Here is a 26,862-nt window from a genome sequence, read left to right as displayed (position 1 = left end):
AGGAGCTCTAAGCTCACTCTTGAAGGTTTTGGCATTAGTTCACGATCTTATGAATATGCAGATCCGGCCGTTTGGACAGGTCCACGAAATGGTTCTCCACCTGTATGAGGGGGTTGAAGAAATCCGTCGGGTTCGTCAATAGGATGACGCCTTGCTCCCCGGTATTCAGGATGACGCTCTTGCCTTCGAAATTGGGAACCATATGCCGGATGAATACCTGCGTGATATGAGGATCGATCTCGCCGAAGCTGATTCGGTGCAGCTCGCGAAGAACGAAAAGCATGTCCTTCTCCTTCTGATAGATTCGGGAGCTGATCATCGCGCTGTAGATATCGGCTACGGCCAGGATCTTCGACACGGGATGGATCTTGTCGGAACGCACGTTGTGAGGGTATCCGCTGCCGTCATACCGTTCATGATGCTCGAGCGCGCCCAACACGATAGGAGATTGGGAATCATACGTCTGCTCGAGAATTTCCTTGCCGTAGACGGTGTGCTGCTTGATGATCTCGAATTCCTGCTCCGTAAGCTTGGCCGGCTTCTGCAGAATCTCCGGATCGATCTTGCTCTTGCCGATGTCGTGCAGGAAACCGGCCTTACCGGCGAGCAGGGCGGATTCCTCCGAATGGCCCAGCCACTTGGAGATATAATAAGCGAACATGCCGACCTGCAGGCTGTGCTGGTACGTATATTCATCTCCGTTGTCCAGCGAGAGCATCAGGGACACCAGGTTGTTCTCCTTGCGGAAGTTGTCCGCCAGCGGCTCGAAGCTGGTGTCTACGATCTTGGGGTCGATCTTGCCCTCCGAGAAGGCTTGGCTAAAGATAGCGTTGACCCCCGCTAAGCCGGCTTCGTAGGACATGGCGACCAAGGAATGGGTCCTCTTGGATTCTTCCCTTGCAGTGCTCTTATCAGGCCTTATGATGTCTACATAATCAATATTATGGCAGAACAGCTTGGAGATGGACTCCCCATCAAGGACTGTCTCGGATGAAAGCACGTGCAGTCCGTATGCGTTGAATATATCCTTGGTTAGCTGATCTCCGGGCTGTAAATCCATCACGTGTACTCTCATGGGGAAATCCTCCTAGGGAACGAAGCCTGTATAAACCTTACAGATCAGGTAATTCCATAGTACCAGCGAATATGAGGATTGGCAATAACGAAACCGGTTACACCCCCTATAAATCGTCACATTCCGACATATTTGCTGTACAGCGTTTTGGCGGCGGTAAGGTCCGAGGTCCCTTGGATCATGGCCCGTCCATCGGGAAACAGCACCAAGGTCAGGTCGGGCGACGGCTGGAACTTGAGCAGGAATGGATTGCGTTCGGTAGGGCCCAGCTTCCGGAAGGTGGTCTCCCACTCCGTCAGATCCAGCTTGCGGGAACGGACCGGGACGATCTGGACCGAATTGCGTCCGCATAGAGACTGGATGGACTCCCCCTCCAGCTCGGAGGTCAGGAACTCGTAGCGGCCACTGCTGCAGCAGGGGCAATCCGCTTGTCTTCCGCCGGATATGTCGACGGAGCCGTAATGATTGTTCCAGAGATCCATGTGCTGCATGCTGCGGTTTACCTTGTCCAGGCTGCCGGTCAAAAGCTTCAGGGCTTCGGTGGCTTGATAAGAAGCTACGATATGGATGATGGGGCCGATAACTCCGGCCGTATCGCACGTTTCGGCGGTACCCTGCTCGGGCACATTGCCGAACATGCAGCGGAGACAGGGAGTCTCGCCGGGCAGGATGGGCATGACGACGCCCCGGGAGCTTACGGCGCCTCCGTAGATCCAAGGGATTCGATGCTTCACGCAGACATCGTTCACAAGGAAGCGGACGGAGAAATTATCGCTGCCGTCCAGGACCAGATCCACACCGGTGAGCAGCTCCTCCGCGTTGGACGGATTCAGATCCGCCACATGAGCCTCGATCCGCACCAGCGAGTTGATCCGTCCGAGACGCTCCGCTGCGGCTGCGGCTTTGGGCTTGGACTCCGCCGCATCGGCCTCCACATACAGCATCTGGCGCTGGAGATTGCTCTCTTCGACGAAGTCCCGGTCGATGATCCGGACGTAACCCACCCCGGCGCGGACCATGTGGTTGGCGAGCACGGTCCCCAGAGCGCCCATTCCGACAATGGCCACTCGGGCATTCATCAGCCTCCGCTGGCCTTCTTCCCCGATGGGAGCGAACAGAAGCTGACGGGAATAGCGGGAAGGGACGGGGGGAAACATGGATTCCGTCATCCGGGGATGCCTCCCTCGGCAGCAGGTGCGGTGGGGTCCCAGGGACCAAGCTGGTGTCCCTTCCATTCGGACCCGTCCTCCCACAGCTCCTTCTTCCAGATAGGAACCACCTGCTTGAGACGCTCGATGGCATACCGGCTGGCTTCGTAGCATTCCGCCCGGTGCGGCGAGGAAACGGCGATGACGACGCTGGTCTCACCGACGGCGACCCGTCCCAGTCGGTGGGTGATGGCGCAACGGGTGCCGGGCCACTTCAGGCCGATCTCATCCCCGATCTGAGCCATCGTAGCCAGAGCCATAGGCTCATAGGCGTCATAATCCAGCGTCAGCGTCCGCTGTCCCTGGGTGAATTCCCTAGTGGTGCCGATAAAAGCAAGCGCCGCACCGTGGTTCGGATCGGCGACCTTGGCGGATACGGCACCCGCGTCGATCACGTCACGCGTAAGCTCGTACAATATGGGGGCATCCGGCATGCGGTCCGTCTGCTCCTGGGAAGTGAGGCCGCTGCCTCCGGATACGGGGGGGATGAGCGCCAGCTCATCACCTTCCCGGATAAGCTCTTCCGGCTTGGCGTAGGCCTGGTTCTTGGCCACGAATGAGATGCGGATGGTCCCCGCCGCTTCGGGGTAACGCTCGGAGAGCAGCATCTTCAATTCGCCTGCCGTGAGGGTCTCTGCGTCTGTGTCCAACTCTACGGCGGAGCCGCCCAGCTTATCGGCAAGCCCTGCGAATACACGTATGGTTACCTTCATGTCCATCCTCCTAACGTTTGCATGATCCGGTACTTTAACTATAAACTATATCATGATTGTAGCCAATACGCGCACGTGGGAACGTGAGGGGAGGGGAAGCCATGTCCGGCGCATCCCGCAAGGTCGTCTTGATCCATACCAGTGATATTCACAGCGCCTTCCGTGAAATGCCCCATGTTGCGGGTGCTATGGACCGGATCCGGGCCGAATGGAGGGGAACCCCTATACTCACCGCAGATTGCGGCGATCATCTGGACCGCATGAGCCTCCTGACCGAAGGAACGGGCGGGGAAGCCCATATCCGCGTCCTGGAAGCCGCCGGCTACGATGTGGTGACGCTAGGGAACAACGAAGGGCTCACCCTGCCCAAGCATCGGGTGGATGAGCTCTACGGACGTCCGCTGCCCTTCGGCGTCGTCTGCGCCAACCTGAAGGATGCCTCGACCGGCCGTCCGCCTGCATGGATGGAACCCCACCGGATCGTGGAGCGGGAAGGAATCCGGATCGGCTTTATCGGCGCTACGGCCCGATACCCCATCTTTTACCGGCTGTTGGGCTGGATGGTGGAGGAGCCGATGGAGGCCGTCCGCTGTCAGGTGGAGGCGATCCGGGAACAGTCGGATATCGTCGTGCTGCTCTCGCACTTGGGATTATCGGCGGACCAGCGGATTGCCGGGGAAATCGCGGGAATCGACGTGATTCTCGGAGGTCATACCCACCACGTGCTGGAGGCTCCGTTAAGAGTGGGAAACACGTACTTGTTCGGCTGCGGCTTGCTGGGCAAGTATGTGGGGGAAGCCGTGCTCAGTGTGGATCCCGTTACCAAGCGGTTCTCCCACGCGGAGGGGCGTCTGCATCGGACGGATGAAGCGCCTGCTTCGGAAGCCCTTCGGCACTTGATCGGGAGTATCACCGGGGAGAGTCAAGAAGCGATGAACCGTCCGGCTGCGGTGCTGACCTCGGAGCTGCCTGTCGATTGGGAGCGGGATTCTCCCTTCGGCAATCTGCTTGCGGCTGGTCTCCGGAAGTGGACGGGTGCTCAGATCGGCCTGATCAACTCGGGGCAGCTGCTCCAGAGCCTGCGTGCGGGCACCGTGACCAAGGGAACCCTGCTGGAGCTGTGTCCTTCACCCATCAACCCCTGCTTGATCCGGCTGCCGGGCTATGCTCTTCTAAGCGCCTTGGAGCAGTCCCTGCAGGACGACTTCGTGAAGATGACGGTCTATGGCAACGGGTTTCGGGGCAAGTATCTGGGGGGGCTATGCGTGGACGGAATGGAGATCCGCTGGGACCCCAGCCTTCCGGCAGGGGCCAGAATCACATCGGCATCCGCTGGAGGCGTACCGGTCGATCCGCAACAGGAATACTTGGTAGGGACGGCGGATATGTTCACCTTCGGGACCGGGTATCTGAGCTTGAAGGAGGGACGGGATCCCCGCTACTGGCTGCCTGAATTCCTAAGGGATATCCTGGAACGGGAGTTAAACGACAGGCAAGCGCTGGAAGAGTGCCAGGTCCCAAGATTCTCCACGTAGGCGGTTGTATCATGCTGCCCGGCATTATAGAATAGGATAGATAGAAAGGATGGACGGCCTGCCGTTCTCCATAATAATGGGAGGAACCACATGAGTCTATGGATTGCGATTATTATCGGAATTATTGAAGGCTTAACGGAGTTTTTGCCGGTTTCCTCGACCGGACACATGATTATCGCAGGCCATGCCATGGATTTCACCGGTGCCAAAGCGGACAGCTTCGAGGTGATCATCCAGCTGGGAGCCATTCTTGCGGTCGTCGTGCTTTATTGGAAGAGAGTGCTCCGGCTGTTCGGAATCCAGAGCCGGGAGGCCAAGCTGGCGGGCGGACCCCGGTTGAATCTGATCCATATCGCCATCGGCATCGTTCCCGCACTGGGGTTGGGCTATATCTTCAAAGATTACGTCAAGATGCTCTTTATGCCCGAGACGGTCATCATCAGCCTGATCGTAGGCGGCATTCTCATGATGGTAGCCGAGAGATGGCAGCCGAAGGTAACGGCTGAGACCATGGACGAGATCACTTACGGCCAAGCCTTCTACATCGGGTTGACCCAGATTCTGTCCTTGTGGCCAGGCTTCTCGCGTTCGGGCTCCACCATCGCCGGAGGGATGCTTGCTGGCACCAGCCGTGCCGCTGCCGCCGATTTCACTTTCCTCATGGCCATCCCGATCATGACGGTCGTCACCGGTTATGAGCTGCTGAAGATGGACGCTATGTCCTCCGACGATATCCTGTTCTTCGCCGTAGGCTTCGTGGTATCCTTCATTGTGGCACTTGCGGCCGTAGCCACCTTCATCAAGCTGGTGGGCCGGCTGAAGCTGACGGTATTCTCCTACTACAGGTTCGTGCTTGCAGCCGTCGTCTTTGTCTACTTCGTCGTCCTGCAATAGTCCCGGGAAGACCTATGACTCTACGGGAATAAGGAAGAACCGCGTCGGAAGATGCGGTTTTTTATTTGCTCTTTTGCTGGTCTTGGTTTACATTATTGAGTATTGGGAGAATGAATCTAAAGTAGAAAGACGCGGGGAATCCTTATGAGACTGATGCCGATCAGCATGTGCAAGCCCGGAATGCGGCTGGGAAAAAAACTCTATAATGAAGAAGGGCTGGTTCTCCTTTCGGAACATGTGGAACTGACGGGCATGATGCTCCGGCGGCTGCAGCATCACGGTATCGATTTCCTCTACATAGATGACCCCAGAACAGATGACATCGTCATTCCGGAGCTCTTGAGCGACGAGACCCGCTTGGCGGCCACCAAGGTGATCCGATCCCACTTCAGCAAGATGATGGACGATTCGGGCAAGAAGATGGCGGTCAACGCAGGGAACATCAGCAAGGACTTCAAGAATATTCTGAATCTGATGATCGACGATCTGAGCCGGAACAAGGACGCCATGATCATGCTGACCTCCATGCAGATCACCGACCATTACCTGTTCCAGCATTCCATGAACGTCTGCATCTATTCGACGCTGCTCGGCATCTCCGAGGGCTATAACCGGGAGGAGCTGACGACCATCGGGCTCGGAGCGCTTCTCCATGATATCGGCAAGACCAAAGTGGACCTGCAGGCGCTCAAGAAGCCCGGTAGGCTGACGGATGAGGAATTCACCGAGATCAAGAGACACGCCATGCTGGGCTTCCAGCTTCTGAAGGATGAGCCCAACATTCCGCTGCTGTCGGCCCATTGTGCCCTGCAGCATCACGAACGGCTGGACGGAAGCGGTTATCCCCGCGGCATCAAGGGGGAGGAAATTCACGAATACGCACGCTGGATCGGGCTGGTAGATGCGTATGACGCCATGACGACGCATCGGGTATACCGGACAGCTATGCTGCCACATCAGGTGATGGAGATCCTGTATACTGAGGCCGGCACCAAGTTCGAGACCCGCAAGGTGGAGCGGTTCCGGGACAAGATCGCCATTTATCCCCTTGGGATAACGGTTACCCTGGATTCCGGCGAATCCGGCGTCATTGTAGACCTGAATGCCAATGTGCCGCACCGTCCGGTGGTCCGGATCCTGACCGACGAGACCGGCAATGACCTGGAGGTTCCCTACGAGGTGGACCTGTCCAAGAAGCTCCATGTCATGATTCATTCCGTCAATCAGTTCAAGCACGAATCGGCGTGAGCCGGTTCGTTTTTTGTTTGATTCGTATCCAAGGTTGGAATCATTCCATTTTGCCGCGGGATTCGATACAATGAAACACAGAGAACCGTCCGGGATCCCCGGACCCTACAGAGAAACTTAGAGAACGGGAGAGAAAGCATGAACGAAATGATTCGCAACCGGCCGTTGACGCCGCTGAGCCCCCGGCACGATCCATGGGATCCGATCCGGTCTCTAACCCAGTACGGCAAGCACGTTCTGACCAGTGTGGAGATGACCGTCACCCACCTGTGCAATATGCGGTGTGAGCACTGCGCCGTCGGAGATGCCCTTGCGATGTCCGAAGGGGAGCTGATGCCCTTGGCGCCTATGCTCCGTAGGCTCGATGAGGTGGAGCATCTGGAAACCATCAGCATTACGGGCGGGGAGCCGACCTTCCGCTTGGATACGGTGCGCCGGACCATCCTTCCCCTCTTGCGGTATGCCAAGGAACGGGGCGTCCGCACTCAGCTTAATTCCAATATTACACTGGATCTGGAACGCTACGAGGAGCTGGCTCCCTATCTCGATGTCCTTCATATCTCCTACAATTACCGGGATGCCGGCGATTTCCATCAAGTAGGCTTCGCCAAAGCCGCTCGTCCGGTCGGTGCGGAAGCCTCCGCCAAGCTCTTCGAACGGATGGTGGAAAATGCGCGTGCGCTTGCGGACGGGGGTCTCTTCGTCTCGGCGGAATCCATGATCAATTACAGGACGTGGGAGCATCTCCCGGAGATCCACCGGATGATCGTTGAGATGGGCTGCAAGCGGCACGAGGTCCACCCCATGTATCCCAGCGCATTCGCGAAGGATCTGCCCCTGATCACGCTGGATCAGCTGCGGTCGGCCATCCACGGTCTTCTGGACACCCGGGATCCTGGGGTCTGGATGCTGTTCGGGACACTGCCCTTCTTCGCATGCAGCATGACGGAGGAGGACCGGAGACTGGTGGAACGTCTGCGCAGGGAGCCTAACGTGACGGTGCGCAACGATCCGGACGGCAGGAACCGGCTGAATGTGAATCTGTTTAACGGAGATATCTATGTGACGGACTTCGCCGATTTCCCGGCTTTGGGCAATATCGGAACCGATCGGCTGGACGAGGTGTTCGGGCGGTGGCTGGAGCATCCGTTGGCCCAAAGCGTCGGCTGCCATTGCCCCCAGGCGGCGTGCTGCGGCCCGAATCTGCTGGTGGCCCATACGTACTACCGGGACGTCGATTTTACAAAGCGCTCGGCTATTGTATAATGGACAGGAATGGTTTTCATCCAAAAAAGGAGTAGAGCAGCCGGTGAACATACATTTGGAATGGGGCTCGATTTTTTGGAACTTGATCTTGGTCCTGTTTTTGGTGCTGCTGAACGGCTTCTTCGTGGCTGCGGAGTTCGCTCTCGTCCGTGTCCGGGCTACGCGGCTTCAGGAGCTGGCGGAGCAAGGAAACAAGCAGGCCAGGCATGCTCTTCGGGTCACCCGGAAGCTGGATGCCTATCTGTCCGCCACGCAGCTCGGCATTACCCTGGCGTCGCTCGGTCTGGGCTGGGTCGGAGAGCCGGCGATCTCCAAGCTGATCATCGAGCCTCTGCTCGAAGCGTTCGGCATGGAGCCGGGAGCTGCCGTCACCCATACGATTAGCTTCGCCCTGGCATTCGCCGTCATCACCTTCCTGCACATCGTACTTGGGGAGCTGGCGCCCAAATCCTTGGCCATCATGAAGTCGGAGGCGACCTCTATCTGGCTCTCCCTGCCCCTTATGATGTTCTACAAGCTGTTCATGCCGGCGATCTGGCTTCTGAACGGGGCGGCCAACCGTTTGCTGCGTCTCTTCGGCATCCGGTCGGTAGCGGAGCAGGAGGCGCATACGGAGGAAGAGATCCGCATATTGATGAACCAAAGCGTGGAGAGCGGTCATATCGATAAGGACGAGATGGTCCTGTTCGATAATATCTTCGAATTCTCGGACCGGGTGGCCCGGGAGATCATGCTGCCGCGGACGGACATGGACGTGTTGTTCGCAGACCTGCCCTTCCAGGACAACATGAAGCTGGTCTTCGAAACGAAGCACACCCGCTACCCGGTAGCCGTGGAGGACAAGGACCGGATCATCGGCTTCGTCCATATTACGGACCTTCTGACCGCAGACCCGGAGGAGGTTCATGTGCTGGAGGACTTCATGCGGCCGATCTTGACGGTGCCGGAGTCCATGGAGCTGTCCCGCGTGCTGAAGCTGATGCAGAAGCGGCATTCCCAGATTGCCGTCGTGATCGACGAGTACGGCGGAACGGCCGGCCTGTTGACTGCGGAGGACATCCTGGAGGAGATCGTAGGCGAAATCCATGATGAGTTCGACGTGGACGAGCGTCCCATGATCGAGAGCATTGACCGGGGAATCTCGGTGGACGGCAGGGTGCTGCTCGAAGAGCTCAGCGATATGCTGTCCGTTGATCTGGAGGACGAGGAAGTGGACTCCATCGGAGGATGGCTCTTGAAGAAGACGGAAGGCATGCCGGCGGTCGGGCAGCGCATCCATTGGAATGGACTGGTGTTTGAAGTGACGGAGGCGGAGCGGTACCGGATTCTCCGCGTCCAGATTTACAGGGAGCAACCCGAATAAAGGTCGGAGGTAACGGATGAATTTCAGAACCATTGTGGGAATTGCCCTGGGGCTGTTCCTGTTGTACGGCGTGTTTACGGTCGGGTCGCCTTTTCTGTTGGCGATGGTGTTCGCCATCTTCCTCGAACCGCTGGTCAAGCTGATCATGCGGCTGCCTCTCAAGCTGAACCGGGTAGCGGCCTCGGTCACCGTGTGCACCGTGTTTACGCTGCTGCTGCTGTTCTTCTTCTATCTCTTGGGAGCCAAGGTGTTCTCGGAGGTGGTGGACTTCACCAAGAAGGCGCCTGGCTATCTGCAAGAGGTCAACGGCTACGTGAAGGATATGGCCGAGGGCCGGACGAACGGGTTCTATGACGATATGCCCGCGGATCTGGCGGATCAGCTGAAGGAGTGGACGACCAACGGTGTATCGTCCTTGACGGATTCCTTGAGCGGCATCTTGGGGGCTGTTTCCAGCAATCTGCTCGGAGTGGCACGGGCCCTTCCGAATATGTTCATCTGGTTTATCGTTTTCTTGGTTGCACTGTTCTTGCTGTCCATGGGGATGCCGAATTTGCGGGACAATTTCCTGGCGTTCTTCGAGGAGAAGTCCAGGACCAAAGTATCTTCCGTCCTGGATGATCTGCGCCAAGCCATCTTCGGCTTCATCCAGAGCCAATTCATCCTCTGCGTGATCGTCTACGTCATGTCGCTGATCGGATTTCTTATCCTGGGGGTTAATTATCCGTTGGCCGTGGCGCTCCTGGTCGTCATCGTCGACCTGCTGCCCATCGTAGGGGTCGGGTCGGCTCTCATGCCATGGGCGGTGTTCAGTCTCGTAACCGGCAATACGTATTTGGGGATCGGACTCATCGTCATGTTCATCGTCATCACCGTGGTGCGCAGAACCGTGGAGCCCAAGGTGCTGGGGGATGCGGTAGGCATCGGAGCCCTTCCCGCCTTGATCAGCCTGTATGTCGGCTTTAAGCTGGTCGGTGTGGTGGGATTGATGCTGGGACCTATTGTCGTGATCATCTATACCGCCATGCGGAAAGTCGGTTTGTTCCATATCAAGATCAAGCTGGAATAGATCCTCTAGGGTTACTGCCGGCCGTTTGCGTAATGCAGACGGCCGGTTTTTTCATGCTGTGGTGCGGTTCGGTAGTGAAGGAAAGCGCTAATGTGATAGAAAATATAACATTATTTTAATTTTTTATCGATAATCTAAACATTTTAGTAGGAATTGTACAGAAATTAATGTATTCTTAACAAAAAACAAGCGAAAATTCGAGTATTTTCGACTATAATGGTATAAATAGAATCATAAGTTATAGTCGCATAGTCCTACAATACAATTTCCTTGGAGGGAATACTAACATGGGCTTCGCAGCCAAAATGACATCCGCTATCGTCGCCGTATTGCTCTTGGTCGGGGCTGCCATTGCCGCGATCGGTTATCAGGTTACCTACAAACAAGTGGACGAAGCGGTGGGAATCGAGCTTGTAGGCTGCGCCAATATTACGACAGGATTGGTCAATCCGGGCGATATTGAGAAGCTGGCCAAAGGGGACACTTCCGTACTTGCCAAGATCGAAGAACAATTGAACTGGACGGTCGATCATAAAGATATATTCAAGGAAGCCTTCATCTTGACGCTGGATGGCAAGGTGCTCGCCGCCGACAAGCGGCTGAAGGGACATGGCATCAAGGCCGGAGATGCCTATTACCTGGACCCCCAGGATCGGGCGATGATCCGGGATCACAAGCATTCCCTCTATTCGGATGTCTATGAATTCGGAGGAGAGAAGCTCAAGACCGGCTACGGCCTGATCTACAAGGATCATGACCCGAACAAGGAGGTCATCGCCTTAATGGCGATCAACTTCGATGCGAAGATCATCGACAGCCGGACGATGGATACCATCAAGGTGCCGATGTATACCGGCGGTGCTGCGATGCTCGTCGGCATGATCCTGATCTTCTTCGTCATCCGCCAGATGGTGAAGCCTATCGTCAAGCTCTCGGGGCAGGTTAACCGGATTGCCGGAGGAGACCTGACGATGGAGCCGCTGGTGTTCAAGAGCAAGGACGAGGTAGGCAAGCTGGCCAGTGACGTGAACCAGATGACGGGGAACCTCCGGAAGCTGATCCGGGAGGTGAACCAGACCTCCATGCAGGTGGCGGCTTCCTCGGAGGAGCTGACCGCCAGCGCGGAGCAGACGGGCAAAGCAAGCGAGTCCATAGCTTTGGTCTCGCAGGATCTGGCGGCGGGAGCAGAGAAGCAGCTGCGCAGTCTGGAGGAGACCTCCGGGATTATCAGCCGGATGTCGGACGCGGTAGGCCAGATCGCCCACAATGCCGAAGGGGTTACGCGCACAGCCGTCGAGACATCCGACAAGGCAGAGGCGGGGCTTGACTCGGCCCGCAGCGCCGTGGAGCAGATGAAGGCCATCAATGGGACTATGTCGGAGCTGTCCGGTACGGTACGGGCCTTGGGCGAGCATTCGAAGGAGATCGGCTCCATCGTGGAAGTGATCACGGAGATCGCCAACCAGACCAATCTGCTGGCCTTGAATGCGGCCATTGAAGCTGCCCGTGCCGGCGAGCACGGCAGAGGCTTCGCGGTGGTGGCCGATTCCATCCGGAAGCTGGCGGAGCAGTCCGGACGTTCCGCCCAGCAGATTACGGAGCTGATCCGCCTCATTCTGGGTCAGATGGAGAAGGTGTCGTACACGGTGGAATCCGCCTCGTATGAAGTGGGCGAAGGCGCGCAGCTGGTGCAATCCGCAGGAGACGCCTTCGTGGATATCCGAACGTCTGCATCGGATACGGCCGGGCGAATCGAGGAGGTCTCTCAAGCCGTTAACCACCTGTCCGAAGGAGCAAGTCATGTGGTCCAGTCGATCCAGGTTCTGTTATCCCTGGCGGATACAACGGCGGAGGGCACCCACAACGCTTCTGCCGCCTCGCAGGAGCAGCTGGCTACGATGGAGGAGATCACCGCTTCGGCAACCTATCTCTCCAGTCTTGCAGAGGAGCTCCAGCAGCTCATTGAGAAATTTAAGGTCTAACAGCAGCGCCCCCGTTTCCAAATGGAACGGGGGTTTTTGGTTGCTCTTGAGCGCAGACTGGGAGATAATGGGCCTATCAGGGACAAGGAGGAGCATGCATGCAGAAACTGAAGTGGGGTATTCTGGGCTGTGCGAGCATCGCCATCGGCAAGGTCATCCCAGGAATGCTGAAGTCGGAAACGGCGGAGATCGCCGCCATCGCCAGCCGGGGACCGGAGAAGGCCCGGGAGGCGGCAGCACAGTTCGGCATTCCGAAGGCGTATGGCAGCTACGAGGAGCTGCTGTCGGACCCCGAGGTGGAGGCGGTCTATATTCCGCTGCCGAATCATCTGCATAAGGAATGGACCATCCGGGCGGCGGAGGCCGGCAAGCACGTGCTGTGCGAGAAGCCCCTAGCCTTGAGCGCTACCGAGGCGGAGGAAATGGCCGATGCCTGCCGCCAAGCGGGTGTGGTGCTGGCCGAAGCCTTCATGTACCGGTACCACCCGCAGATCAGCCTGTCGAAGAAGCTGATCGAGGAGGGCTCGGTGGGGACGGTCCGATTGATTCGGGGGTCCTTCACCTTCCACAATGCCGCAGATACCGGCAATGTGCGCTATGTGAAGGAGTGGGGAGGCGGGTCCTTGTTCGACGTTGGCTGCTACCCGATCCATGCGGCGCGTTATCTCCTTGGGCAGGAGCCGGAAGCGGTTACGGCTCACGGCTTCTTCTCCGAAGCCCATGGCGGAGTCGATATGGTCGCCTCCGGGACCCTGGAATTCGCCGGCGGCGTCTCCCTCTTGTTCGATTGCGGGATGTGGGCCGCCAATCGTCAAAGTCTCGAGATTGTAGGAACGGAAGGGACGATTAACCTGCCCGCTCCGTTCCTGCCATCCTTCGATGCACCGGCAGTGGTCGTGCTGCGTACCCGCGGCGAAGAACGAGTGGTGGAGGCGGGGCCGGCCAACAGCTATTCGCTGCAGGCGGATGAATTCGCCGCAGTGGTCCGAGGAGAGCGGCAGGCCCGGTTTCCGGCCTCCGACGCGGTGGCCAACATGCGGGTGGTGGAGGCCTGCCTGCGGTCAGCGGAAAGGCGGGAGCGGATTACGCTGGCATAACCGACAACAAGAAGAGCTGGAATCGGGGGCTGCACCCCTGGTTCCAGCTCTTTCTTCATTCCCACGGACGCTTTGTGCCGAAGGCCTCCGCCAGCTTTCGACTCTCCAGCCGCCGCTCCTTGCGGGCCTGAGCCCGGGCCGGCGCCGTCTCGTGCAGGTGCTTCTCCTCCGGTGTTCCGGGAATGACACCCGGCACTTCCGTAGGCTTGCCGTCCTCGCCAATGGCGACGAAGGTCAGGAACGAGGTGGCGCATACCATCCGTTCCCCGGTCAGGAGATTCTCGCTGATGATCTTCACGAAGACCTCCATGGACGTCTTATGCGTCCAAGTGACGAAGGCTTCGAGACATACCTCCTGGCCGACCTTGATCGGATAGAGGAAGTCGATGGAGTCCGTGGAGGCGGTCACCACCTGCTGACGGGCGTGCCGCATGGCGGCGCGGGCGGCCACATTGTCAATGTAGGACATGAGCTTCCCGCCGTACAACGTCTGATGGTTATTCGTATCCGGAGGCATGACATAGGTCGACTGGACGGAGCGGGATACGTTGCTTGCTTTCGGAGCTAAACTCATTGCCGGATCACCCGATTTTTTACATATTTTTCTTGCCAGTGTCATAACTTTGTTCTGAAGCCCAAACCAATCGTAGGCGGATGTCATAAAGTAAAGCATGGTTATATGCCCATCCCAAGCGTTGCCATCCCTAAGGAGGTTAGGAGCCGTGCAATCCCAATTCAAGATGTATCAGCCCTATGTCAGCCCCTTTGACCCATGTCCACCGATCTGTGTGAAGACGTACAACACGCCCCCGCAGCTGTATATGAATTACCAGCCGATGAATTTGCCCCAGTTCTCTCCCTGCGAAGCCTTGAAGCTGGGCACCCTGTGGCCGGCACTCTATGCGCCGTATCCGGGACCCGCGGTGAAGTAAGATGCCATCTTGGCGAAAGGAGCAGACTATGCAAAAACAAATGCCCGACGATTATTACTGCGAGCTGAAGGAGCTGCAGGAAATCGACTTCGTGCTGGTGGAGCTGACGCTTTACCTGGACACCCATCCGATGGACACTCCGGCTATTCAACAGTTTAACCAATTGGCGCAGAAGCGGCAACAGATGGCGCATCATTTCGAGATGAAATATGGCCCGTTGCTTCAATATGGACACAGTTTTTCCCGGAGTCCCTGGCAGTGGATTGATACGCCGTGGCCGTGGCAGGTCTAAGACAGGAGGAGCTGTGAACCATGTGGATTTATGAGAAGAAGCTGCAATACCCGGTAAGGGTCAGCAAATGCGACCCCCGGATGGCCAAATTCCTGATCGAGCAATACGGCGGTGCCGACGGAGAGCTGGCCGCTGCCCTCCGTTATCTGAACCAGCGGTATACGATTCCGGACAAAGTTGTGGGGCTGTTAAACGATATCGGTACGGAGGAATTCGCACATCTGGAGATGATCGCGACCATGGTCTACAAGCTGACCAAGGACGCTACTCCGGAGCAGCTGAAGGCGGCGGGGCTGGGCGACCACTACGCCAACCATGACAAAGCGCTGTTCTACCATAATGCAGCGGGGGTACCGTGGACGGCAGCCTATATCGCGGCCAAAGGCGATCCCATCGCGGACTTGTATGAGGACATCGCCGCCGAGGAGAAGGCCCGCGCCACCTACCAGTGGCTCATCGACATGACCGACGATGTGGATCTGCAGGACGGTCTGAAGTTCCTCCGCGAGCGGGAGATTATACACAGCTTGCGGTTCCGCGAAGCCGTGGAAATCCTGAAGGCGGAACGGGACGCGCAGAAGATATTTTAAGCATTAGGAAACCTTCGTCCGGGTGGGCGAAGGTTTCTTGGTCTTTTGTTGCGCTTCATATGGGTCGGTTAGGTTTCATAATAAATGTAGGTAATAATCGAGCTTTCTGTAACGGCAAGTTTTCAGTTCCATCAATCCTAAACGTTCATATCTGTAAAAAAAGTTTTGTCAGTTCGTTAATGTTTCCCGCATGCTCTATTGTTAGAGAATGGCTTGCACCGGGGATCACTCGTGCCTCAAGATGAGGAATTACGGTTTTCGCGTTTGCAACCGCCTTATGTGCAGGATAGATTACCTCTTTATCTCCTACTATAAGCATGGTAGGCGTATGGAAATTCTGAAATTCCTCCTTAGGAAATACGGAAGGCATCACTTGTAAAAGCGGTTTCGCATAACGGTAACCAGCGATGACTTGAGAGCGAAATACGGGCTCTAAAGGTTCGCCTTTACCTGAAAACCATCGAAAAGCTCGATCTATCGTTTTTTCCGTATGAAATAATAAAGCCGGATAGATCTTTGTAAAGAACTTTGCGCTCATCTTATGGAAAGTCCCAGCAGGGGCATATAGAATGAGTTTCGATACACGCTCCGGGTAAGCAAGGGCAAAATTTAACGATAAAAATCCCCCCATCGAGTGACCTGCCAAATCGATCTTATTCAACTGCAAGGCATCTAACACCTCAAGCAACCACAGTTGACCCTCCTTCCTGAGTTTTATGGGAACGGTCGGTTTGCTTTTCCCAAAGTCACCGATAATATCAATAGCATATACACAGCGTTCCTGAACGAACTGTTTCATATTTGGATACCACATCGTACTGCTCATGGTCATGCCATGTAGAAGAACAAGTGGTTTCTTCCCTGGATCACCGAAACGCAGTACATGCGTTTCACCGAAGGTTGTCGACACGTAATCGGACTTGAAATCCATTTCAAAGTTCTCTAAACTTTTCTCGTAGCAGAGATAGTATTCTTTTTCGAATGTTTCGTTTTTAAACACCGATCTCATACTAAACCTCCCGTTAGCACTTTCCACCTATTATATCAAGAAAACTTTGCCGTTAGTTATGTTCCGGTTCACCGCCAATAATCTTCAACTCTCCTGCCCGTTAAGCTAATGGAGTAAACTTTTGCCGTCAGAATGTTAAAAGGACTTAGATAAATCAAGGTTTTTCATCACCTACAACTATAGTGTACTTAGGAATCCGCACACCTCGAGATGATCGCCACCATGATCAACAAGCTGACCAAGGGGCGATCCCATCGCGGACTTGTATGAGGACCGCAACCTTGGAGGAGGGCGGTCTATTTCTTTGTGTGGAAGTCAGGCTGCGTTCCAAACCAGATTGATCTGTAGTCTACCCAGCCGTATGCATCAAAAGCGACATTGCGCACATGGGGCGGATAGTGCGCGGTTTGGCGCCAGCGGTAGAGGGGAAAAACAGCCTGTTCTTGAAGAAGCCGATCCTCCATGCTCTGGAGGTGAGCCCTGCGCTTAACCTTGTCCGGTTCCCGGATATACTTCTCTTGATACAACTGATGCCAATAGGCCTCTGTTTCCTTACAATAGCAGCGTCGCAGCATACTGGAGGGACTATGAAAGATCAGCGCCAGTGAAGCTTCTTCATCATTGCCGATCGGCTGCTCCAGCAGGATCAGATCTGCTTCCGGACAGGCGGTAGACTGATACAGCGTGCCGTGAGAAAGGTAGTGTACGGTGACGGAGATCCCTGCCGACAGGGCCTCTGACCGGATCCACTCCGCATCGCGCTCGTTGCCTGCCCCATGACCCGCAGCCAAGGTGAGCGATGCCCGGTTCATGATGCCTTGCCATGCTGAATCGTTGTCATGTGTAAGACGAGAATTTACGATGCCGGTGGAAGTAAGCGAATCAGCGGCCGTATATCGGTTGCCCCCAAGCTCATTGACCATACGTTTCCGATCCAATATGGAAAATAGGCGGCTGATAAGAGCAGTTCGACGGCGTACGATATTCGAATCCGAATCGCGCAGATTAGCCACCAAGAGCTTACATCCCCGATCCGTGCATTCCTGTCCGATCCATTCCTTGGGTGCTTCTGAATAAAGGTACTGCTGAAGGTTCACCGCCATCCGGTCGGCCTCCGTGCTGGATGTGGCATGGCCGGATTCGTATATGGCGGGAAGAATCCACATGTCCACCCGGTCTACAAATGGCCTTCCACCAAAGTAGGCTGCATGTGCGGCCAGCTCCACCTTATGATCATCCTTATGTATCAGTCGAAAAGGTCCCGTTCCCACCGGCCGGTCTCCGTCCGTAAAGCCTCTAGGCACGATGGAAGCTCCGGGAAGCGTTAAAAAATCAAGGAGCGCATGAAGCGGTTCATTCAAGTGGATCGCGAGCGTATGGGAAGTTACCGCTTCGATCCGGACAATCGTCTCCAATAGAGCGGTCATCCATGCTCCGGCTTGTCCTCCGGCAAGTCTTCTCATGGTGTAGGCAACATCCTCCGAAGTGAACTCCCGGCCATCATGAAATCGGACTCCTTTACGCAGGTAGAACAGGTAGGTCTTTCCCCCGTCCTTGCAATCCCAGCCATGCGCCAGATGTGGTTTGATGCAGCCAGCTTTTGTATCATAGATCAGCAGCGTGTCAAACAGCTGGGATACCAAGTGCTGCTCCGTCCGGCGTGCGGCCTCCCCCGGATCCAGCGACAAAATCGGGCGGTACAGCACGAAACGAAGAACATCCTTCTCCTCACCCGGAGCGGTTGTCCCCACGCTTCCGGAGGCAAGGAACCGGGCAAAGTCCTCACGGATCGACTCACCGACCTGCTCATTCTGCAGAAGTCGCCATGCAAGTCCCCATTGTCCAGCCGCGGCCAGCTTATGGGCTTCAGACCGGATCATCTCCTCATAGGACTGCAGAAAGATTAGGCTGGAGAAGCGGCCTCGGCCGGAACCGGGCTGCCAGGCTATCCAGCCTTCCTCGCCCATCCGCTTTAACATCAGTTGAGCGGCCCTTCTTGTGCAGCCAAGCACCTGAGTCAACTCCTCTAAAGAGGTTACCACGCGTCTTCCCACACGAATGGGGCTAAAATGTTCCATCAGCTTGCGGAGAGCTTCATGTCTTACACTCATGGGGACCTCCTAACAGTCACACGAAAAGGTGAAGCTTCGATAGGACCATTATTGCACTTTTTATTCACCTATTAAACCCCTACAATGAGCACATAAGAAAGAAGGACCAGAAGGAGATCCCCGGATGAGTAACCATACTGAACGTCCCATCGTTATCGTTGCCTTAGTAACGGCCTTGTGTCTGTTGGGAGACTCCATGCTGTACATCGTGCTGCCTGTTTACTGGAAGGAGTTCGGTTTATCCGAAGTATGGCAGATCGGTGTACTGCTGTCCGCTAACCGTCTGGTCCGGCTGCCCTTGGGTCCAGTCGTCGGCTGGTGCTATAACCGGATAAGTCGGCGCTCCGGTATTCTATTGTCCGTCTGTATCACAGCGGTCGTTACTGGAATCTACGCGCTGGTTCATCAGTTCTGGTGGCTGTTGCTGGCGAGATGCTTATGGGGGCTTGCCTGGTCTTTTTTGAGACTTGGAGGATACCTGGTCGTTATGGAGCATTCGAACGATGCTAACCGAGGACAGAGGATGGGGCTATACAATGGTCTATGGGGGTTGGGTTCCCTAGTTGGCATGTTGGCTGGCGGATTATGGGCCGAACAGATCGGGATTGTCCCGATTGGGATAGCTTTTTCCATAGTCACGCTCCTAGGCATCCCTTTGACATGGATGGTGCTTCCCGCAGAATCTCATCAGACTGCTAAGGAATCTTCAAGGAAATTGGAGATGAAACCGTCTTTTACCCGCCAAAAAATGCAGGCGATCCGAACGTTAGGAATCACCGTAATTGTCTCGGTCGTTTACTTTGGCCTGATGCCATCCACGTTCAGTCTATATATAGCCGAGCACCATCCAGACCCCATCCTTGTTGCTGGCTGGGCTTTGGGGGCCGTCTCCCTGAGCGGAATGCTCCAAGCCTTGCGATGGCTCTGGAACCCGCTGCTGTCCCCATGGATCGGCCGGTTGTCGGACCGGCGGTTCAGTCGCAGCTCCATACTCCTAGCTTCCCTCATCTATGCGTTGTGCACCTTCGCCCTAGCACCAGTCCGCCTGCCGCTGCCTCTGTTTTTCTTACTGCTGGTGGGCCTGCTGATCGGCAATACGCTGATCACCACTTTGCTGGACGCCATAGCGGGGGATACGGCGTCTCAGGTCGGAACGGTATACTTCATGACGGCATACACCTTGGTGATTGACCTAGGAGCGGCCGTTGGACCGATTCTTGCCTATACACTAGTGGAGTTGTACGACGTCGATGCGGTATACAGCTTGTCGGCCGGATTATTGGGACTAGCAGTCATTGTCTGGCTCGCAACGTACAGACTTAAGACGGCCTGATCGCATAATGAACAGCTGGGTCCCCATAATAGCAGCCCGGCTATACTGCGTCTTAGACAAAACCGCCCCACCCAGGCGCTGCAAGGCGTACCCATTCATGGAATGGATATGGTATGATGGGGAGCGAGAAAGCCAGACAGCAGGAGGGAGAGTTCGATGCGGGTTACGTTATTTTCGATATTCGGATATTCGGTTCATTCCTACGGGCTTATCGTGGCGATCGCGATTCTGCTGGGTACCGGAGTGGCCTATTATTTGGCCAAAGGAACGCCTTACCAGAAGCATATTCTGGACATGGTGGTGCTGGTGGTAGCCGGGGCCATCGCCGGGGCACGGGCTTGGGAGGTTTTTTTCTTCCAATGGAGCTATTATTCCCATCATCTGCTGGAAATCGTTGCAATATGGAACGGAGGGCTATCCATCCAAGGAGGCCTGATCGGCGGGTTCGCGGCCGGTGCGCTGTACACGCGGAAGCACCGGATTCCGTTCTGGGAGCTGGCGGATATCATGGCGCCGGCCATCATTTTCGGACAGGGAGTGGGAAGGATTGCCTGTTTCTTGAACGGGGATGCCTTCGGATCCCCCACCGGCTTGGGTTATGGCGTCGTATATCCGCCGGGTACCATTGCATTTGACACTTACGGCTCCGAGCCGCTGTTCCCCGCAGAGGTGTGGGAGGGGCAGTGGGATTTCGTCGTATTCGGCCTGCTGCTGATCTTGAAGAACCGGGTCTGGTTCCGGGGCTTCCTGTTCTTGGCCTATAATATTCTGTACTCCCTCGGCCGCTTCTTGCTGGAGCTCCTGCGGGGAGATACGCCCCGATACCTGTTCGATTGGACGGCCGCTCAGTGGACGAGCATGACCATAATCGCGGCAAGTCTCATTATGATGATCATTCTGGCGAGGAAATCACCGCCGGCCCCGCCGGAAGGAGTGAACGCCTCCGTCGTATGACGACCGGAGGTGTATTTTTTGTGACAAGGGCTTGCCATTGGTGAAATATGGTGCTATATTATTACTTGTCTTCTTCAAGCAGGTCCGTAGCTCAATGGCAGAGCAACCGGCTCTTAACCGGTAGGTTGTGGGTTCGACCCCCACCGGGCCTATAGCGAATCGAAGCCCCCGCCTTCATCGGCAGGGGCTTTTTGCTGTTCGGAATCCGGGCATTTCTGAGCTTAGGCACGGGCCAGAGCCAGCTTCTTCTCATAGCACAAGCTGCTGGGACAGCCAACATATTCTCCATATAGCGGGATGGGAACATACCCATGCTTCTGATAGAAGGCATTCGCTTCCGGCTGCTCCGTACCCGTCTCCAACCGCAGAATCTCATACCCGAGCTCCCGGGCCATATCCTCCAGGAAGGCCAGCATCCGGGCGGCAACCCCTCGCCGGCGGACCTCAGGCTCTACGTAGAACCGCTTCAGCTCCACCGCCTCATCGTCGAGAGGACGGATTGCTCCGCAGCCCACAGGCCGTTCTCCGTCGTATGCCACGATGAAGCGCACCTCCGCAATGTCCGGATCGTTGAAATCCAGCACAAACACTTCATCAGCCGGATAACGGCGGTACAGATCCTCGTCCAGCTTGGCGATCAGTCCATGAAGGTCCCGATCCTTCGTGTCAACCCTGCGAATATCCAGCATTGCGGCATACCTCTCCCCTGAAGCCGGTCTTGTCCCGGCCTGTTTTGGGGATTATCATACCATACCGTATGGCAAATATTCACTCCCCTTTTCGGATCCATGCCCATAAGAAAACGCCCCCGCCGCCGGGAAGGAGCCGGTCAGCAGAAGCGTTTGGCTTACGTCGTTCCTGTATTGGTGCCTGCAGCTGGATCAATCCATGTTCCAATCTTCGTCCGGGGCATCGGCCGGATCATCCGCATCATCATCCAGATCCGCATCGTCATCCAACCGATCATCGTTCACGCTGTCCAGATCCCAAGCATCTCCGTCCATCGCAAGTGCCATGCAGCGCCTCCTTTCCCAGAAGATTCATCTACAGGTTGTCCGGCGGGGGAGTATCCCATGTACCGGAAAATCGACGATATCGTGACATTCGCCCGAATGTCCATTTTGAGGCCTATCCACTCCTGTCCAAGCTCCAAATGCCCCCTCCGAATAGGATATAGGGAAGATCGGAACCATTAGGTTTTCACTAAGAATCCGGGAGGAGCTGGCGGGATGAAGCATGTACGCGTGGAAGAGGCGAAAAAGTTAATCGGCAAAGAGGTATATTGCCTGAAGAAGGACGGCACCGTGGCATCCGGCAAGCTGGTCAAGATTAGCGGAACCCGCCTGTTCTTGGCCCAACCCAAAGGAAAGAAGGTCCGTACTCAAGCAGTCATTCCCCTGGTATTGTTCGACCTGCTGGCCATCGGTACCGCTCCTTACGCATACGGAGGATACGGTGGATATGGTGGATACGGCGGCCTGGGCGGATACGGGTATCCCGGTGCGTACGGAGGCTATCCGGGCATTTTCTGGTAATGGGCAGGCTGCTCCTTATAAGGAGCGGCCTTTTTTTGTGGGGGAGGGAAAGGTGGAGCGGATGGTTGACATCGGAGGCAAAGCGTGCTTACATAGTGGCATGCAAAAATCAGGCCATCTCGCAGCGTGGAGGAGGAAGAACAATGTTGAAACGTCCGGAGGCCATGATCTTCGATATGGACGGAACGCTGTTTCAGACGGAAACCTTGCTGGTCCCGGCGTACCATGCCACCTTCGACAGGATGAAGGAGGAAGGCTCGTACACCGGTGAAACTCCGCCGGAGCGGATCATCATGGGCTGTCTGGGTATGCTGCTGGACCAGATCTGGCGCAAGGTGCTCCCCGAGGCGGACGATCGCGTCCGCAACCGGGCGGACGAGCTGTTCATGCATTATGAGCTGGAATATCTGGACCGGGGCTTCGGCGACCTGTATCCGGGGGTGGAAGCCACTCTCACGACGCTGAAGGAACGGGGAGTCCGGCTCTTCGTGGCTAGCAACGGTCTGGAAGGGTATGTCAAGGGCGTAGCGGAACGCAAGGGCATCCTTCGTCTCTTCGAGGACCTGTACAGCGCGGGGGAATATGCCACGTCCACCAAGGTGGACCTGGTGCGGATGCTGCTGTCCCGATACGGCATCGGCTCCGCCTGGATGGTAGGGGACCGCTCGTCCGACGTGGAGGCCGGGCATCGGAACGGACTGACGGTGATCGGCTGCGATTACGCCGGCTTCGGCGCCGGCGAAGAGCTGGCTCAGGCGGACGTGAGAATCACCCGGTTCCAGGAGCTGTTGGAGCTGTGGGATGCCGGGAAATAGCAGAAGGAACAAGGAAGGAGCCAAGCGGCTATGAATGGCGCTTAGCTCCTTCCTTTTTTTGGCTATTCCTTCAGAAGATACAGCGCATATTCGAGGGGGCGCTGGACCGCCTTCCGGTAGGTCTCCTTCTCGCCGATCCGCGAGAAGACCTCGCGGGCTGGCTTCGGATTGATCTCGATCAGCCAGACCCGCCCTTTGCCGTCCACGGCAATGTCCAGCGCCAGCTCGCACATGGAGCCGAACTGACGCTCAATATGATTGGCAATGAGATGGGCCAGCTGCGACATATCCTCTTGGATGCCGCGGATGGTCTCCTCGGAGCTGAAGCGCATGGCGAGCAGCTTGCGGGTCGGAACGGCGGATCCGCCTCCGTGCAGGTTGGAGGTAATGCTCCGCCGGGCGCCGATTCGCCCTGCGCTGCCCGTAACCTCCCATTGGCCGCTGCCGTTCTTCTGGATCAGAAGCCGGTAATCATGGACCCTACCATCCTCCAGCTTGATCTGGATGCCCTGCTGAACCATGAACCGGCCGACCTTCATGAACCGGGCAATGCGGGCTCCGAGCTGGCGGTCGGAGACGGTGAAGGGGGCGATGATTCTCCGGCTCCGGTCCCTGCCTTGAATGCGGTACGTTCCGTCTCCGGCCCGCTCGATCCGAAGGATGCCGCGGCCTCCGGTGCCGTCGATGGGCTTCACGTAGACCAGACCGAAGCGCTCCAGCATCTTCAAGAGGGCGGACGGAGTCGAATAGGGAACGGTTTCCGGCAGGTACGGACGGATCCGTTTGTTCTTATACAACACCTGGTGGATGCCCCACTTATGCAGGAGCGGCCGGCTCATCTGCCGAAGCTCCGGATAGTCCGTCCTGAACTTCCGGAGAAGCTGGAAGCGGTGGTTGCGCTGGAAGCGGCAGCGGTCATAGATGATATCCGGAAACCGGACCCGCTCCCGGATCCACCTGCCTTCCGTGTCACGCCAGATCCAAGACCGGATGGTCCGGGTTGCTCCGTCCACATCCTCCGGGGTAAAGACAACCACGCGGATCCCCAATCGGGTACCCGCCTGGCTGAGCTTGCGAAAGTACGACATTTCCTCAATCTTGCCGCCGTTCAGATAGAGAGCCATGATGCCAAGAGTCGGGCTCGGCAAGGGGATCACCTGCTCTTTTTCCGTTTTTTGGATAGATATATGCTGTATTCGATGATACGGTCCAACGATTTCTTGCGGATGTCCGGCTCATCGAATTTCATCGGCCTGGAGTTGGCCTCGAAGAACCAGATCTGCCCCGAGGTGTCCACACCCAGGTCCATGGACATTTCGCCCAGCGTATGCCCGGAGGCTTTCTCAATCTGTCTGGCGATGGAGAGGGAGGCGCGCTTGATCCGCTGGAGCGTACGCTTGGCGGCCTCGGAGCCGAAGGCGGCGGTCAGAACCTTCTCCGGCTCGTTGATGGAACCGCCTCGGGGGACATGGGTTGTGATCGACAGCTTCCCGGCCACCCGGGCCCCGACTCCCGTCAGATCCCATTCGCCCTTGCTGTTCTTCTGCACCAGCACCCGCAGGTCGTAGGGTCGGTTCTCGAAGCTGGCCAGGGTGATCCCCTGCTGGACAATGTATTCCTCGGAACCGATCAGTGGCTTGATGGAGCTCCACAGCTTGGCGACGGTGGCGTGATGGGTGACGCGGCTTTTCTTCTGGGCCTGCACGCGGAGAATATACGGGGCTCCCTTGCTCTTGGGTCGCTCCACCCGCATGATGCCGGATCCCGCCTTGCCCTTGACCGGCTTCAGGTAGACGGAAGGGTACTGGGCCAGCATCTGCTCCAGCTCCTCGGCATGGGCCAGCTTCTTGGTGGCGGGCACGTATTTTTTGGTCACCTTGGACTTATTGAGCCACTCGAACAATGTCCACTTATAGAAGAAGCTCGGATTGAACATCTTCAGCTTCGAATGCTTCATGCAGGCCTTGATGACCTGCTGCACCTCGGGGCTCTGTTCATCCTTGCGGTTCGGTATCCGGTTGTAGACCACCTGGGGGAAAGGAACCATGGTCTGGGACCAGGTCCGGGTCTCCGTCTGGTACAGGAAGCCGTTAATCTTCTTCTGACCCAGCTTCAAGTCCTTCACCCGGGTGACGTAAACGGTGGCGCCCTGCTCCCGTCCGGCATGGATCAGATCGATGAAGTTGCGGTGGTTGCCTCTAAAGGGTCGCTCGTCGTCATCCATGGTCAGAATCGCAATGAAGGACTGCGGTACGGGGGGAATCTCATGAAGGAAGATGTCCACTTACCCCTCCCTCCTCGTACGGAACCTGGCCAAGTACAGGCAGTGCTCGAACAGGTTGGTCAGCGTAGCCCTCCCCTGTGCCTTCAGCGAAGGATGCTTGAAAATGGAGCGGCCCGGCTTCGCATTGGCCTCGAACATCCACACCCGGTCGTTCTGGTCGATGCCCAGATCGAAGCCCAGCTCGCCCAGCGGGTGGGAATAGCGCTTCTCGATGGCCTCCGCCAGACGAATGGCGGCCTGCTTGGCGGTGGTGAGGATCTCCTCGGCCTTGGAGGAGCCGTAGACCCGGGTCAGCGCATGCTCGGGAGTCATGAGCTCGCCGCCGTTGCGGATATGGGTGGTGACGCTGCCCCGTCCGGCCCTTTTGGCGCCGATGCCGGCGGCCACCCATTGGTTGTTGCCGTTCTTGACCATGTGGAAGCGGAAATCCAGCGGGCAGCCGTCCAGCTCGATCAGGCGGATGCCCTGTTGGATGACGTAATGTCGCAGTTGGATGTTATGGCGGCGGAGCAGCTTCATCAGTCCGTCGAATTTGCCGAAACGGATCAGCACGTTGCTGCCGTTGCGCCGGAATCGGGCGAAGTAGCCCCGCCCCGGGCTGTAGGTCAGCCGGTAGATGCCGATGCCGAGACTGCCTCCCGTGGGCTTCAGGTAGACGAAGCGGTGCTTCTCCATCATCCGGCGGATGTCGTCGGGACTCGGATCGATCAGCGATTCGGGGACGTGTTTTTCCGCCTCCGACTCGCCGTCCAGCAGCTTATATACATCCCACTTGTCGAAGAAGCTCCAGTTAAACAGAGGGATCCGGCGGCGGACGAAGCGTTCCTTGAAGGCTTCCATGGAAGCGGATTTCTCCGCCTTGCGGCTCGGAAGCCTGTTATAGACCACATCCGGCATGGGGAACGTTTTGCGGACCCACTTGCCCGACCGGTCCAGCGTATAGCCGTACACGGTTCCATCCTCCCAGTTCACTGAGCTGGGAGAGAAGGCCACGTGGAAGGCTTTGCCTTCGCCGGTGGCGAAAATTTCACGGAAGAAGCTGGTCCGGGAGCCGAAGAGGGCGCCGCCCTCGGGGGTGGCATGGGTCAGGATGCCGATGACGGGGCCGAGCTGCAGCTCCTTGCCGGATTGGCTGCGGATATAGCATTTGCCCGTCCTCGGCAGACGGAGCTGCGCCGTGAGATTGGCGGGGAGCACCAGCTCATTATCCTTGCGGGTGGCCGAGGTGCGGACGGTTACGTCCGTTTCCTTGGATCCAAGCCGAAGCGTAACCGTGCGGCCGGATGACACCTGAAGGGCTTTGGCCAGCGTGCGGCTCATGATCACGGTTTTGCCCGGCTGACGGTTGACCAGGATCGTGCACGTTGTCAAACTCATGGTGGGGTACCTCCTAAGAGTTTTGCGGACGAGGGAAGCGTGATCTCGTCACGCGGTGGAGCAAAACTGGCATCGAAAGCATCAACGGAGTTTTGCGGACGAGGGAAGCGTGACCTCGTCACGCGGTGGAGCAAAACTGGCATCGAAAGCATCAACGGAGTTTTGCGGACGAGGGAAGCG

26 protein-coding genes and 1 tRNA gene are annotated in these 26,862 nt (G+C 56.8%); 16 read left to right on the top strand and 11 right to left on the bottom strand.

Features of this window, described 5'->3' with window-relative positions; translation table 11 throughout:
- Nucleotides 1–34 precede the first annotated feature (34 nt).
- The 3 genes from ACSEXW_RS18010 to ACSEXW_RS18000 form a co-directional block, all read right to left on the bottom strand.
- Nucleotides 35–1,075, bottom strand: coding sequence for an HD-GYP domain-containing protein (locus ACSEXW_RS18010; RefSeq protein ID WP_438447558.1), 1,041 nt, complete (start codon nt 1,073–1,075; stop codon nt 35–37).
- Between the two features lie 116 nt (nt 1,076–1,191).
- Complete coding sequence (locus tag ACSEXW_RS18005) at nt 1,192–2,244, bottom strand: ThiF family adenylyltransferase (protein ID WP_438447557.1); 1,053 nt, start codon at nt 2,242–2,244, stop codon at nt 1,192–1,194.
- Nucleotides 2,241–2,996: a molybdenum cofactor biosynthesis protein gene (locus tag ACSEXW_RS18000; protein WP_438447556.1), complete on the bottom strand. Its 756-nt coding sequence runs from the start codon at nt 2,994–2,996 to the stop codon at nt 2,241–2,243. Before ACSEXW_RS18000 ends, ACSEXW_RS18005 begins: the two co-directional genes overlap by 4 nt.
- A 101-nt stretch (nt 2,997–3,097) precedes the next feature.
- Here ACSEXW_RS18000 and ACSEXW_RS17995 point away from each other — a divergent pair, with 101 nt between their 5' ends.
- The 8 genes from ACSEXW_RS17995 to ACSEXW_RS17960 all read left to right on the top strand — a co-directional run bounded on the left by ACSEXW_RS17995 (nt 3,098) and on the right by ACSEXW_RS17960 (nt 13,450).
- A complete protein-coding gene (locus tag ACSEXW_RS17995; protein WP_438447555.1) occupies nt 3,098–4,531 on the top strand; it encodes a bifunctional metallophosphatase/5'-nucleotidase in 1,434 nt (477 codons plus the stop codon).
- A gap of 90 nt (nt 4,532–4,621) precedes the next feature.
- Nucleotides 4,622–5,425, top strand: a complete 804-nt coding sequence (locus ACSEXW_RS17990) for an undecaprenyl-diphosphate phosphatase (protein WP_438447554.1) — start codon at nt 4,622–4,624, stop codon at nt 5,423–5,425.
- 144 nt (nt 5,426–5,569) lie between these two features.
- Entirely contained in the window at nt 5,570–6,673 is a 1,104-nt protein-coding gene (locus ACSEXW_RS17985) for an HD-GYP domain-containing protein (RefSeq protein WP_438447553.1), read from the top strand.
- Between the two features lie 138 nt (nt 6,674–6,811).
- Nucleotides 6,812–7,939, top strand: a complete 1,128-nt coding sequence (yfkAB, locus tag ACSEXW_RS17980) for a radical SAM/CxCxxxxC motif protein YfkAB (RefSeq protein ID WP_438447552.1) — start codon at nt 6,812–6,814, stop codon at nt 7,937–7,939.
- A 43-nt stretch (nt 7,940–7,982) separates the two neighbouring features.
- A complete protein-coding gene (locus ACSEXW_RS17975) occupies nt 7,983–9,302 on the top strand; it encodes a hemolysin family protein (protein ID WP_438447551.1) in 1,320 nt (439 codons plus the stop codon).
- A 16-nt stretch (nt 9,303–9,318) separates the two neighbouring features.
- Complete coding sequence (ytvI, locus tag ACSEXW_RS17970) at nt 9,319–10,371, top strand: sporulation integral membrane protein YtvI (RefSeq protein ID WP_438447550.1); 1,053 nt, start codon at nt 9,319–9,321, stop codon at nt 10,369–10,371.
- 287 nt (nt 10,372–10,658) lie between these two features.
- Nucleotides 10,659–12,353 carry a methyl-accepting chemotaxis protein gene (locus ACSEXW_RS17965; protein WP_438447549.1) on the top strand — a complete coding sequence of 565 codons (1,695 nt, stop codon included), beginning with the start codon at nt 10,659–10,661 and terminating at the stop codon, nt 12,351–12,353.
- Nucleotides 12,354–12,451: 98 nt separating this feature from the next.
- Complete coding sequence (locus ACSEXW_RS17960; protein WP_438447548.1) at nt 12,452–13,450, top strand: Gfo/Idh/MocA family protein; 999 nt, start codon at nt 12,452–12,454, stop codon at nt 13,448–13,450.
- A 55-nt stretch (nt 13,451–13,505) separates the two neighbouring features.
- Here the strand turns inward: ACSEXW_RS17960 and ACSEXW_RS17955 are convergent, their stop codons facing one another.
- A complete protein-coding gene (locus ACSEXW_RS17955; RefSeq protein ID WP_438447547.1) occupies nt 13,506–14,024 on the bottom strand; it encodes an acyl-CoA thioesterase in 519 nt (172 codons plus the stop codon).
- A 166-nt stretch (nt 14,025–14,190) separates the two neighbouring features.
- On the opposite strand from ACSEXW_RS17955, the gene ACSEXW_RS17950 reads away from it, so the two are divergent.
- The 3 genes from ACSEXW_RS17950 to ACSEXW_RS17940 are packed head-to-tail and all read left to right on the top strand — an operon-like array spanning nt 14,191 to nt 15,264.
- Nucleotides 14,191–14,382: a spore coat associated protein CotJA gene (locus ACSEXW_RS17950; protein ID WP_438447691.1), complete on the top strand. Its 192-nt coding sequence runs from the start codon at nt 14,191–14,193 to the stop codon at nt 14,380–14,382.
- Between the two features lie 28 nt (nt 14,383–14,410).
- Entirely contained in the window at nt 14,411–14,674 is a 264-nt protein-coding gene (locus tag ACSEXW_RS17945; RefSeq protein ID WP_438447546.1) for a spore coat protein CotJB, read from the top strand.
- Nucleotides 14,675–14,694: 20 nt separating this feature from the next.
- Nucleotides 14,695–15,264 carry a manganese catalase family protein gene (locus ACSEXW_RS17940; protein ID WP_438447545.1) on the top strand — a complete coding sequence of 190 codons (570 nt, stop codon included), beginning with the start codon at nt 14,695–14,697 and terminating at the stop codon, nt 15,262–15,264.
- A 145-nt stretch (nt 15,265–15,409) separates the two neighbouring features.
- On the opposite strand, the gene ACSEXW_RS17935 is transcribed toward ACSEXW_RS17940, so the two are convergent.
- Both ACSEXW_RS17935 and ACSEXW_RS17930 read right to left on the bottom strand, forming a co-directional pair.
- Nucleotides 15,410–16,273, bottom strand: coding sequence for an alpha/beta fold hydrolase (locus ACSEXW_RS17935; protein ID WP_438447544.1), 864 nt, complete (start codon nt 16,271–16,273; stop codon nt 15,410–15,412).
- A gap of 296 nt (nt 16,274–16,569) precedes the next feature.
- Nucleotides 16,570–18,384, bottom strand: a complete 1,815-nt coding sequence (locus ACSEXW_RS17930) for an ABC transporter substrate-binding protein (protein WP_438447543.1) — start codon at nt 18,382–18,384, stop codon at nt 16,570–16,572.
- A 124-nt stretch (nt 18,385–18,508) separates the two neighbouring features.
- On the opposite strand from ACSEXW_RS17930, the gene ACSEXW_RS17925 reads away from it, so the two are divergent.
- The 3 genes from ACSEXW_RS17925 (at nt 18,509) to ACSEXW_RS17915 (ending at nt 20,823) form a co-directional block, all read left to right on the top strand.
- Nucleotides 18,509–19,717 carry an MFS transporter gene (locus ACSEXW_RS17925; RefSeq protein ID WP_438447542.1) on the top strand — a complete coding sequence of 403 codons (1,209 nt, stop codon included), beginning with the start codon at nt 18,509–18,511 and terminating at the stop codon, nt 19,715–19,717.
- Nucleotides 19,718–19,873: 156 nt separating this feature from the next.
- On the top strand, nt 19,874–20,671 hold the full coding sequence (gene lgt / locus ACSEXW_RS17920; protein ID WP_438447541.1) for a prolipoprotein diacylglyceryl transferase: 798 nt from the start codon (nt 19,874–19,876) through the stop codon (nt 20,669–20,671).
- 80 nt (nt 20,672–20,751) lie between these two features.
- Nucleotides 20,752–20,823: transfer RNA gene (locus ACSEXW_RS17915), tRNA-Lys, on the top strand.
- A 69-nt stretch (nt 20,824–20,892) separates the two neighbouring features.
- Here ACSEXW_RS17915 and ACSEXW_RS17910 read toward each other — a convergent pair.
- Both ACSEXW_RS17910 and ACSEXW_RS17905 read right to left on the bottom strand, forming a co-directional pair.
- Nucleotides 20,893–21,360 (bottom strand): GNAT family N-acetyltransferase, encoded by a 468-nt coding sequence (locus ACSEXW_RS17910; protein ID WP_438447540.1) that lies wholly within the window; start codon nt 21,358–21,360, stop codon nt 20,893–20,895.
- A 192-nt stretch (nt 21,361–21,552) separates the two neighbouring features.
- On the bottom strand, nt 21,553–21,687 hold the full coding sequence (locus tag ACSEXW_RS17905; protein ID WP_438447539.1) for a hypothetical protein: 135 nt from the start codon (nt 21,685–21,687) through the stop codon (nt 21,553–21,555).
- 213 nt (nt 21,688–21,900) lie between these two features.
- On the opposite strand from ACSEXW_RS17905, the gene ACSEXW_RS17900 reads away from it, so the two are divergent.
- Together ACSEXW_RS17900 and ACSEXW_RS17895 are read left to right on the top strand one after the other, a co-directional pair.
- On the top strand, nt 21,901–22,206 hold the full coding sequence (locus tag ACSEXW_RS17900) for a hypothetical protein (RefSeq protein ID WP_438447538.1): 306 nt from the start codon (nt 21,901–21,903) through the stop codon (nt 22,204–22,206).
- A gap of 143 nt (nt 22,207–22,349) precedes the next feature.
- Nucleotides 22,350–23,021, top strand: coding sequence for an HAD family hydrolase (locus ACSEXW_RS17895; protein WP_438447537.1), 672 nt, complete (start codon nt 22,350–22,352; stop codon nt 23,019–23,021).
- A 62-nt stretch (nt 23,022–23,083) separates the two neighbouring features.
- Here ACSEXW_RS17895 and ACSEXW_RS17890 read toward each other — a convergent pair whose 3' ends face one another.
- The 3 genes from ACSEXW_RS17890 to ACSEXW_RS17880 are packed head-to-tail and all read right to left on the bottom strand — an operon-like array spanning nt 23,084 to nt 26,682.
- Nucleotides 23,084–24,169 (bottom strand): YheC/YheD family endospore coat-associated protein, encoded by a 1,086-nt coding sequence (locus tag ACSEXW_RS17890; protein WP_438447536.1) that lies wholly within the window; start codon nt 24,167–24,169, stop codon nt 23,084–23,086.
- Nucleotides 24,170–24,174: 5 nt separating this feature from the next.
- Nucleotides 24,175–25,305, bottom strand: a complete 1,131-nt coding sequence (locus ACSEXW_RS17885; protein WP_438447535.1) for a YheC/YheD family endospore coat-associated protein — start codon at nt 25,303–25,305, stop codon at nt 24,175–24,177.
- Entirely contained in the window at nt 25,306–26,682 is a 1,377-nt protein-coding gene (locus ACSEXW_RS17880) for a YheC/YheD family endospore coat-associated protein (RefSeq protein ID WP_438447534.1), read from the bottom strand.
- Nucleotides 26,683–26,862: the final 180 nt, after the last annotated feature.

Source organism: Oryzibacillus soli (assembly GCF_051594765.1).
In the GTDB taxonomy this organism is placed as follows: Bacteria; Bacillota; Bacilli; order Paenibacillales; family NBRC-103111; genus Paenibacillus_AR.
This window is presented reverse-complemented; position numbering and strand designations above follow the sequence as displayed.

Bases quoted from the DNA above. Each gene is read 5' to 3' on its own strand.
- ACSEXW_RS18010 (WP_438447558.1), bottom strand. From the start codon at position 1,075: ATGAGAGTACACGTGATGGATTTACAGCCCGGAGATCAGCTAACCAAG.
- ACSEXW_RS18005 (WP_438447557.1), bottom strand. From the start codon at position 2,244: ATGACGGAATCCATGTTTCCCCCCGTCCCTTCCCGCTATTCCCGTCAG.
- ACSEXW_RS18000 (WP_438447556.1), bottom strand. From the start codon at position 2,996: ATGAAGGTAACCATACGTGTATTCGCAGGGCTTGCCGATAAGCTGGGC.
- ACSEXW_RS17995 (WP_438447555.1), top strand. From the start codon at position 3,098: ATGTCCGGCGCATCCCGCAAGGTCGTCTTGATCCATACCAGTGATATT.
- ACSEXW_RS17990 (WP_438447554.1), top strand. From the start codon at position 4,622: ATGAGTCTATGGATTGCGATTATTATCGGAATTATTGAAGGCTTAACG.
- ACSEXW_RS17985 (WP_438447553.1), top strand. From the start codon at position 5,570: ATGAGACTGATGCCGATCAGCATGTGCAAGCCCGGAATGCGGCTGGGA.
- yfkAB (WP_438447552.1), top strand. From the start codon at position 6,812: ATGAACGAAATGATTCGCAACCGGCCGTTGACGCCGCTGAGCCCCCGG.
- ytvI (WP_438447550.1), top strand. From the start codon at position 9,319: ATGAATTTCAGAACCATTGTGGGAATTGCCCTGGGGCTGTTCCTGTTG.
- ACSEXW_RS17965 (WP_438447549.1), top strand. From the start codon at position 10,659: ATGGGCTTCGCAGCCAAAATGACATCCGCTATCGTCGCCGTATTGCTC.
- ACSEXW_RS17960 (WP_438447548.1), top strand. From the start codon at position 12,452: ATGCAGAAACTGAAGTGGGGTATTCTGGGCTGTGCGAGCATCGCCATC.
- ACSEXW_RS17955 (WP_438447547.1), bottom strand. From the start codon at position 14,024: ATGAGTTTAGCTCCGAAAGCAAGCAACGTATCCCGCTCCGTCCAGTCG.
- ACSEXW_RS17950 (WP_438447691.1), top strand. From the start codon at position 14,191: ATGTATCAGCCCTATGTCAGCCCCTTTGACCCATGTCCACCGATCTGT.
- ACSEXW_RS17945 (WP_438447546.1), top strand. From the start codon at position 14,411: ATGCAAAAACAAATGCCCGACGATTATTACTGCGAGCTGAAGGAGCTG.
- ACSEXW_RS17940 (WP_438447545.1), top strand. From the start codon at position 14,695: ATGTGGATTTATGAGAAGAAGCTGCAATACCCGGTAAGGGTCAGCAAA.
- ACSEXW_RS17935 (WP_438447544.1), bottom strand. From the start codon at position 16,273: ATGAGATCGGTGTTTAAAAACGAAACATTCGAAAAAGAATACTATCTC.
- ACSEXW_RS17930 (WP_438447543.1), bottom strand. From the start codon at position 18,384: ATGAGTGTAAGACATGAAGCTCTCCGCAAGCTGATGGAACATTTTAGC.
- ACSEXW_RS17925 (WP_438447542.1), top strand. From the start codon at position 18,509: ATGAGTAACCATACTGAACGTCCCATCGTTATCGTTGCCTTAGTAACG.
- lgt (WP_438447541.1), top strand. From the start codon at position 19,874: ATGCGGGTTACGTTATTTTCGATATTCGGATATTCGGTTCATTCCTAC.
- ACSEXW_RS17910 (WP_438447540.1), bottom strand. From the start codon at position 21,360: ATGCTGGATATTCGCAGGGTTGACACGAAGGATCGGGACCTTCATGGA.
- ACSEXW_RS17905 (WP_438447539.1), bottom strand. From the start codon at position 21,687: ATGGCACTTGCGATGGACGGAGATGCTTGGGATCTGGACAGCGTGAAC.
- ACSEXW_RS17900 (WP_438447538.1), top strand. From the start codon at position 21,901: ATGAAGCATGTACGCGTGGAAGAGGCGAAAAAGTTAATCGGCAAAGAG.
- ACSEXW_RS17895 (WP_438447537.1), top strand. From the start codon at position 22,350: ATGTTGAAACGTCCGGAGGCCATGATCTTCGATATGGACGGAACGCTG.
- ACSEXW_RS17880 (WP_438447534.1), bottom strand. From the start codon at position 26,682: ATGAGTTTGACAACGTGCACGATCCTGGTCAACCGTCAGCCGGGCAAA.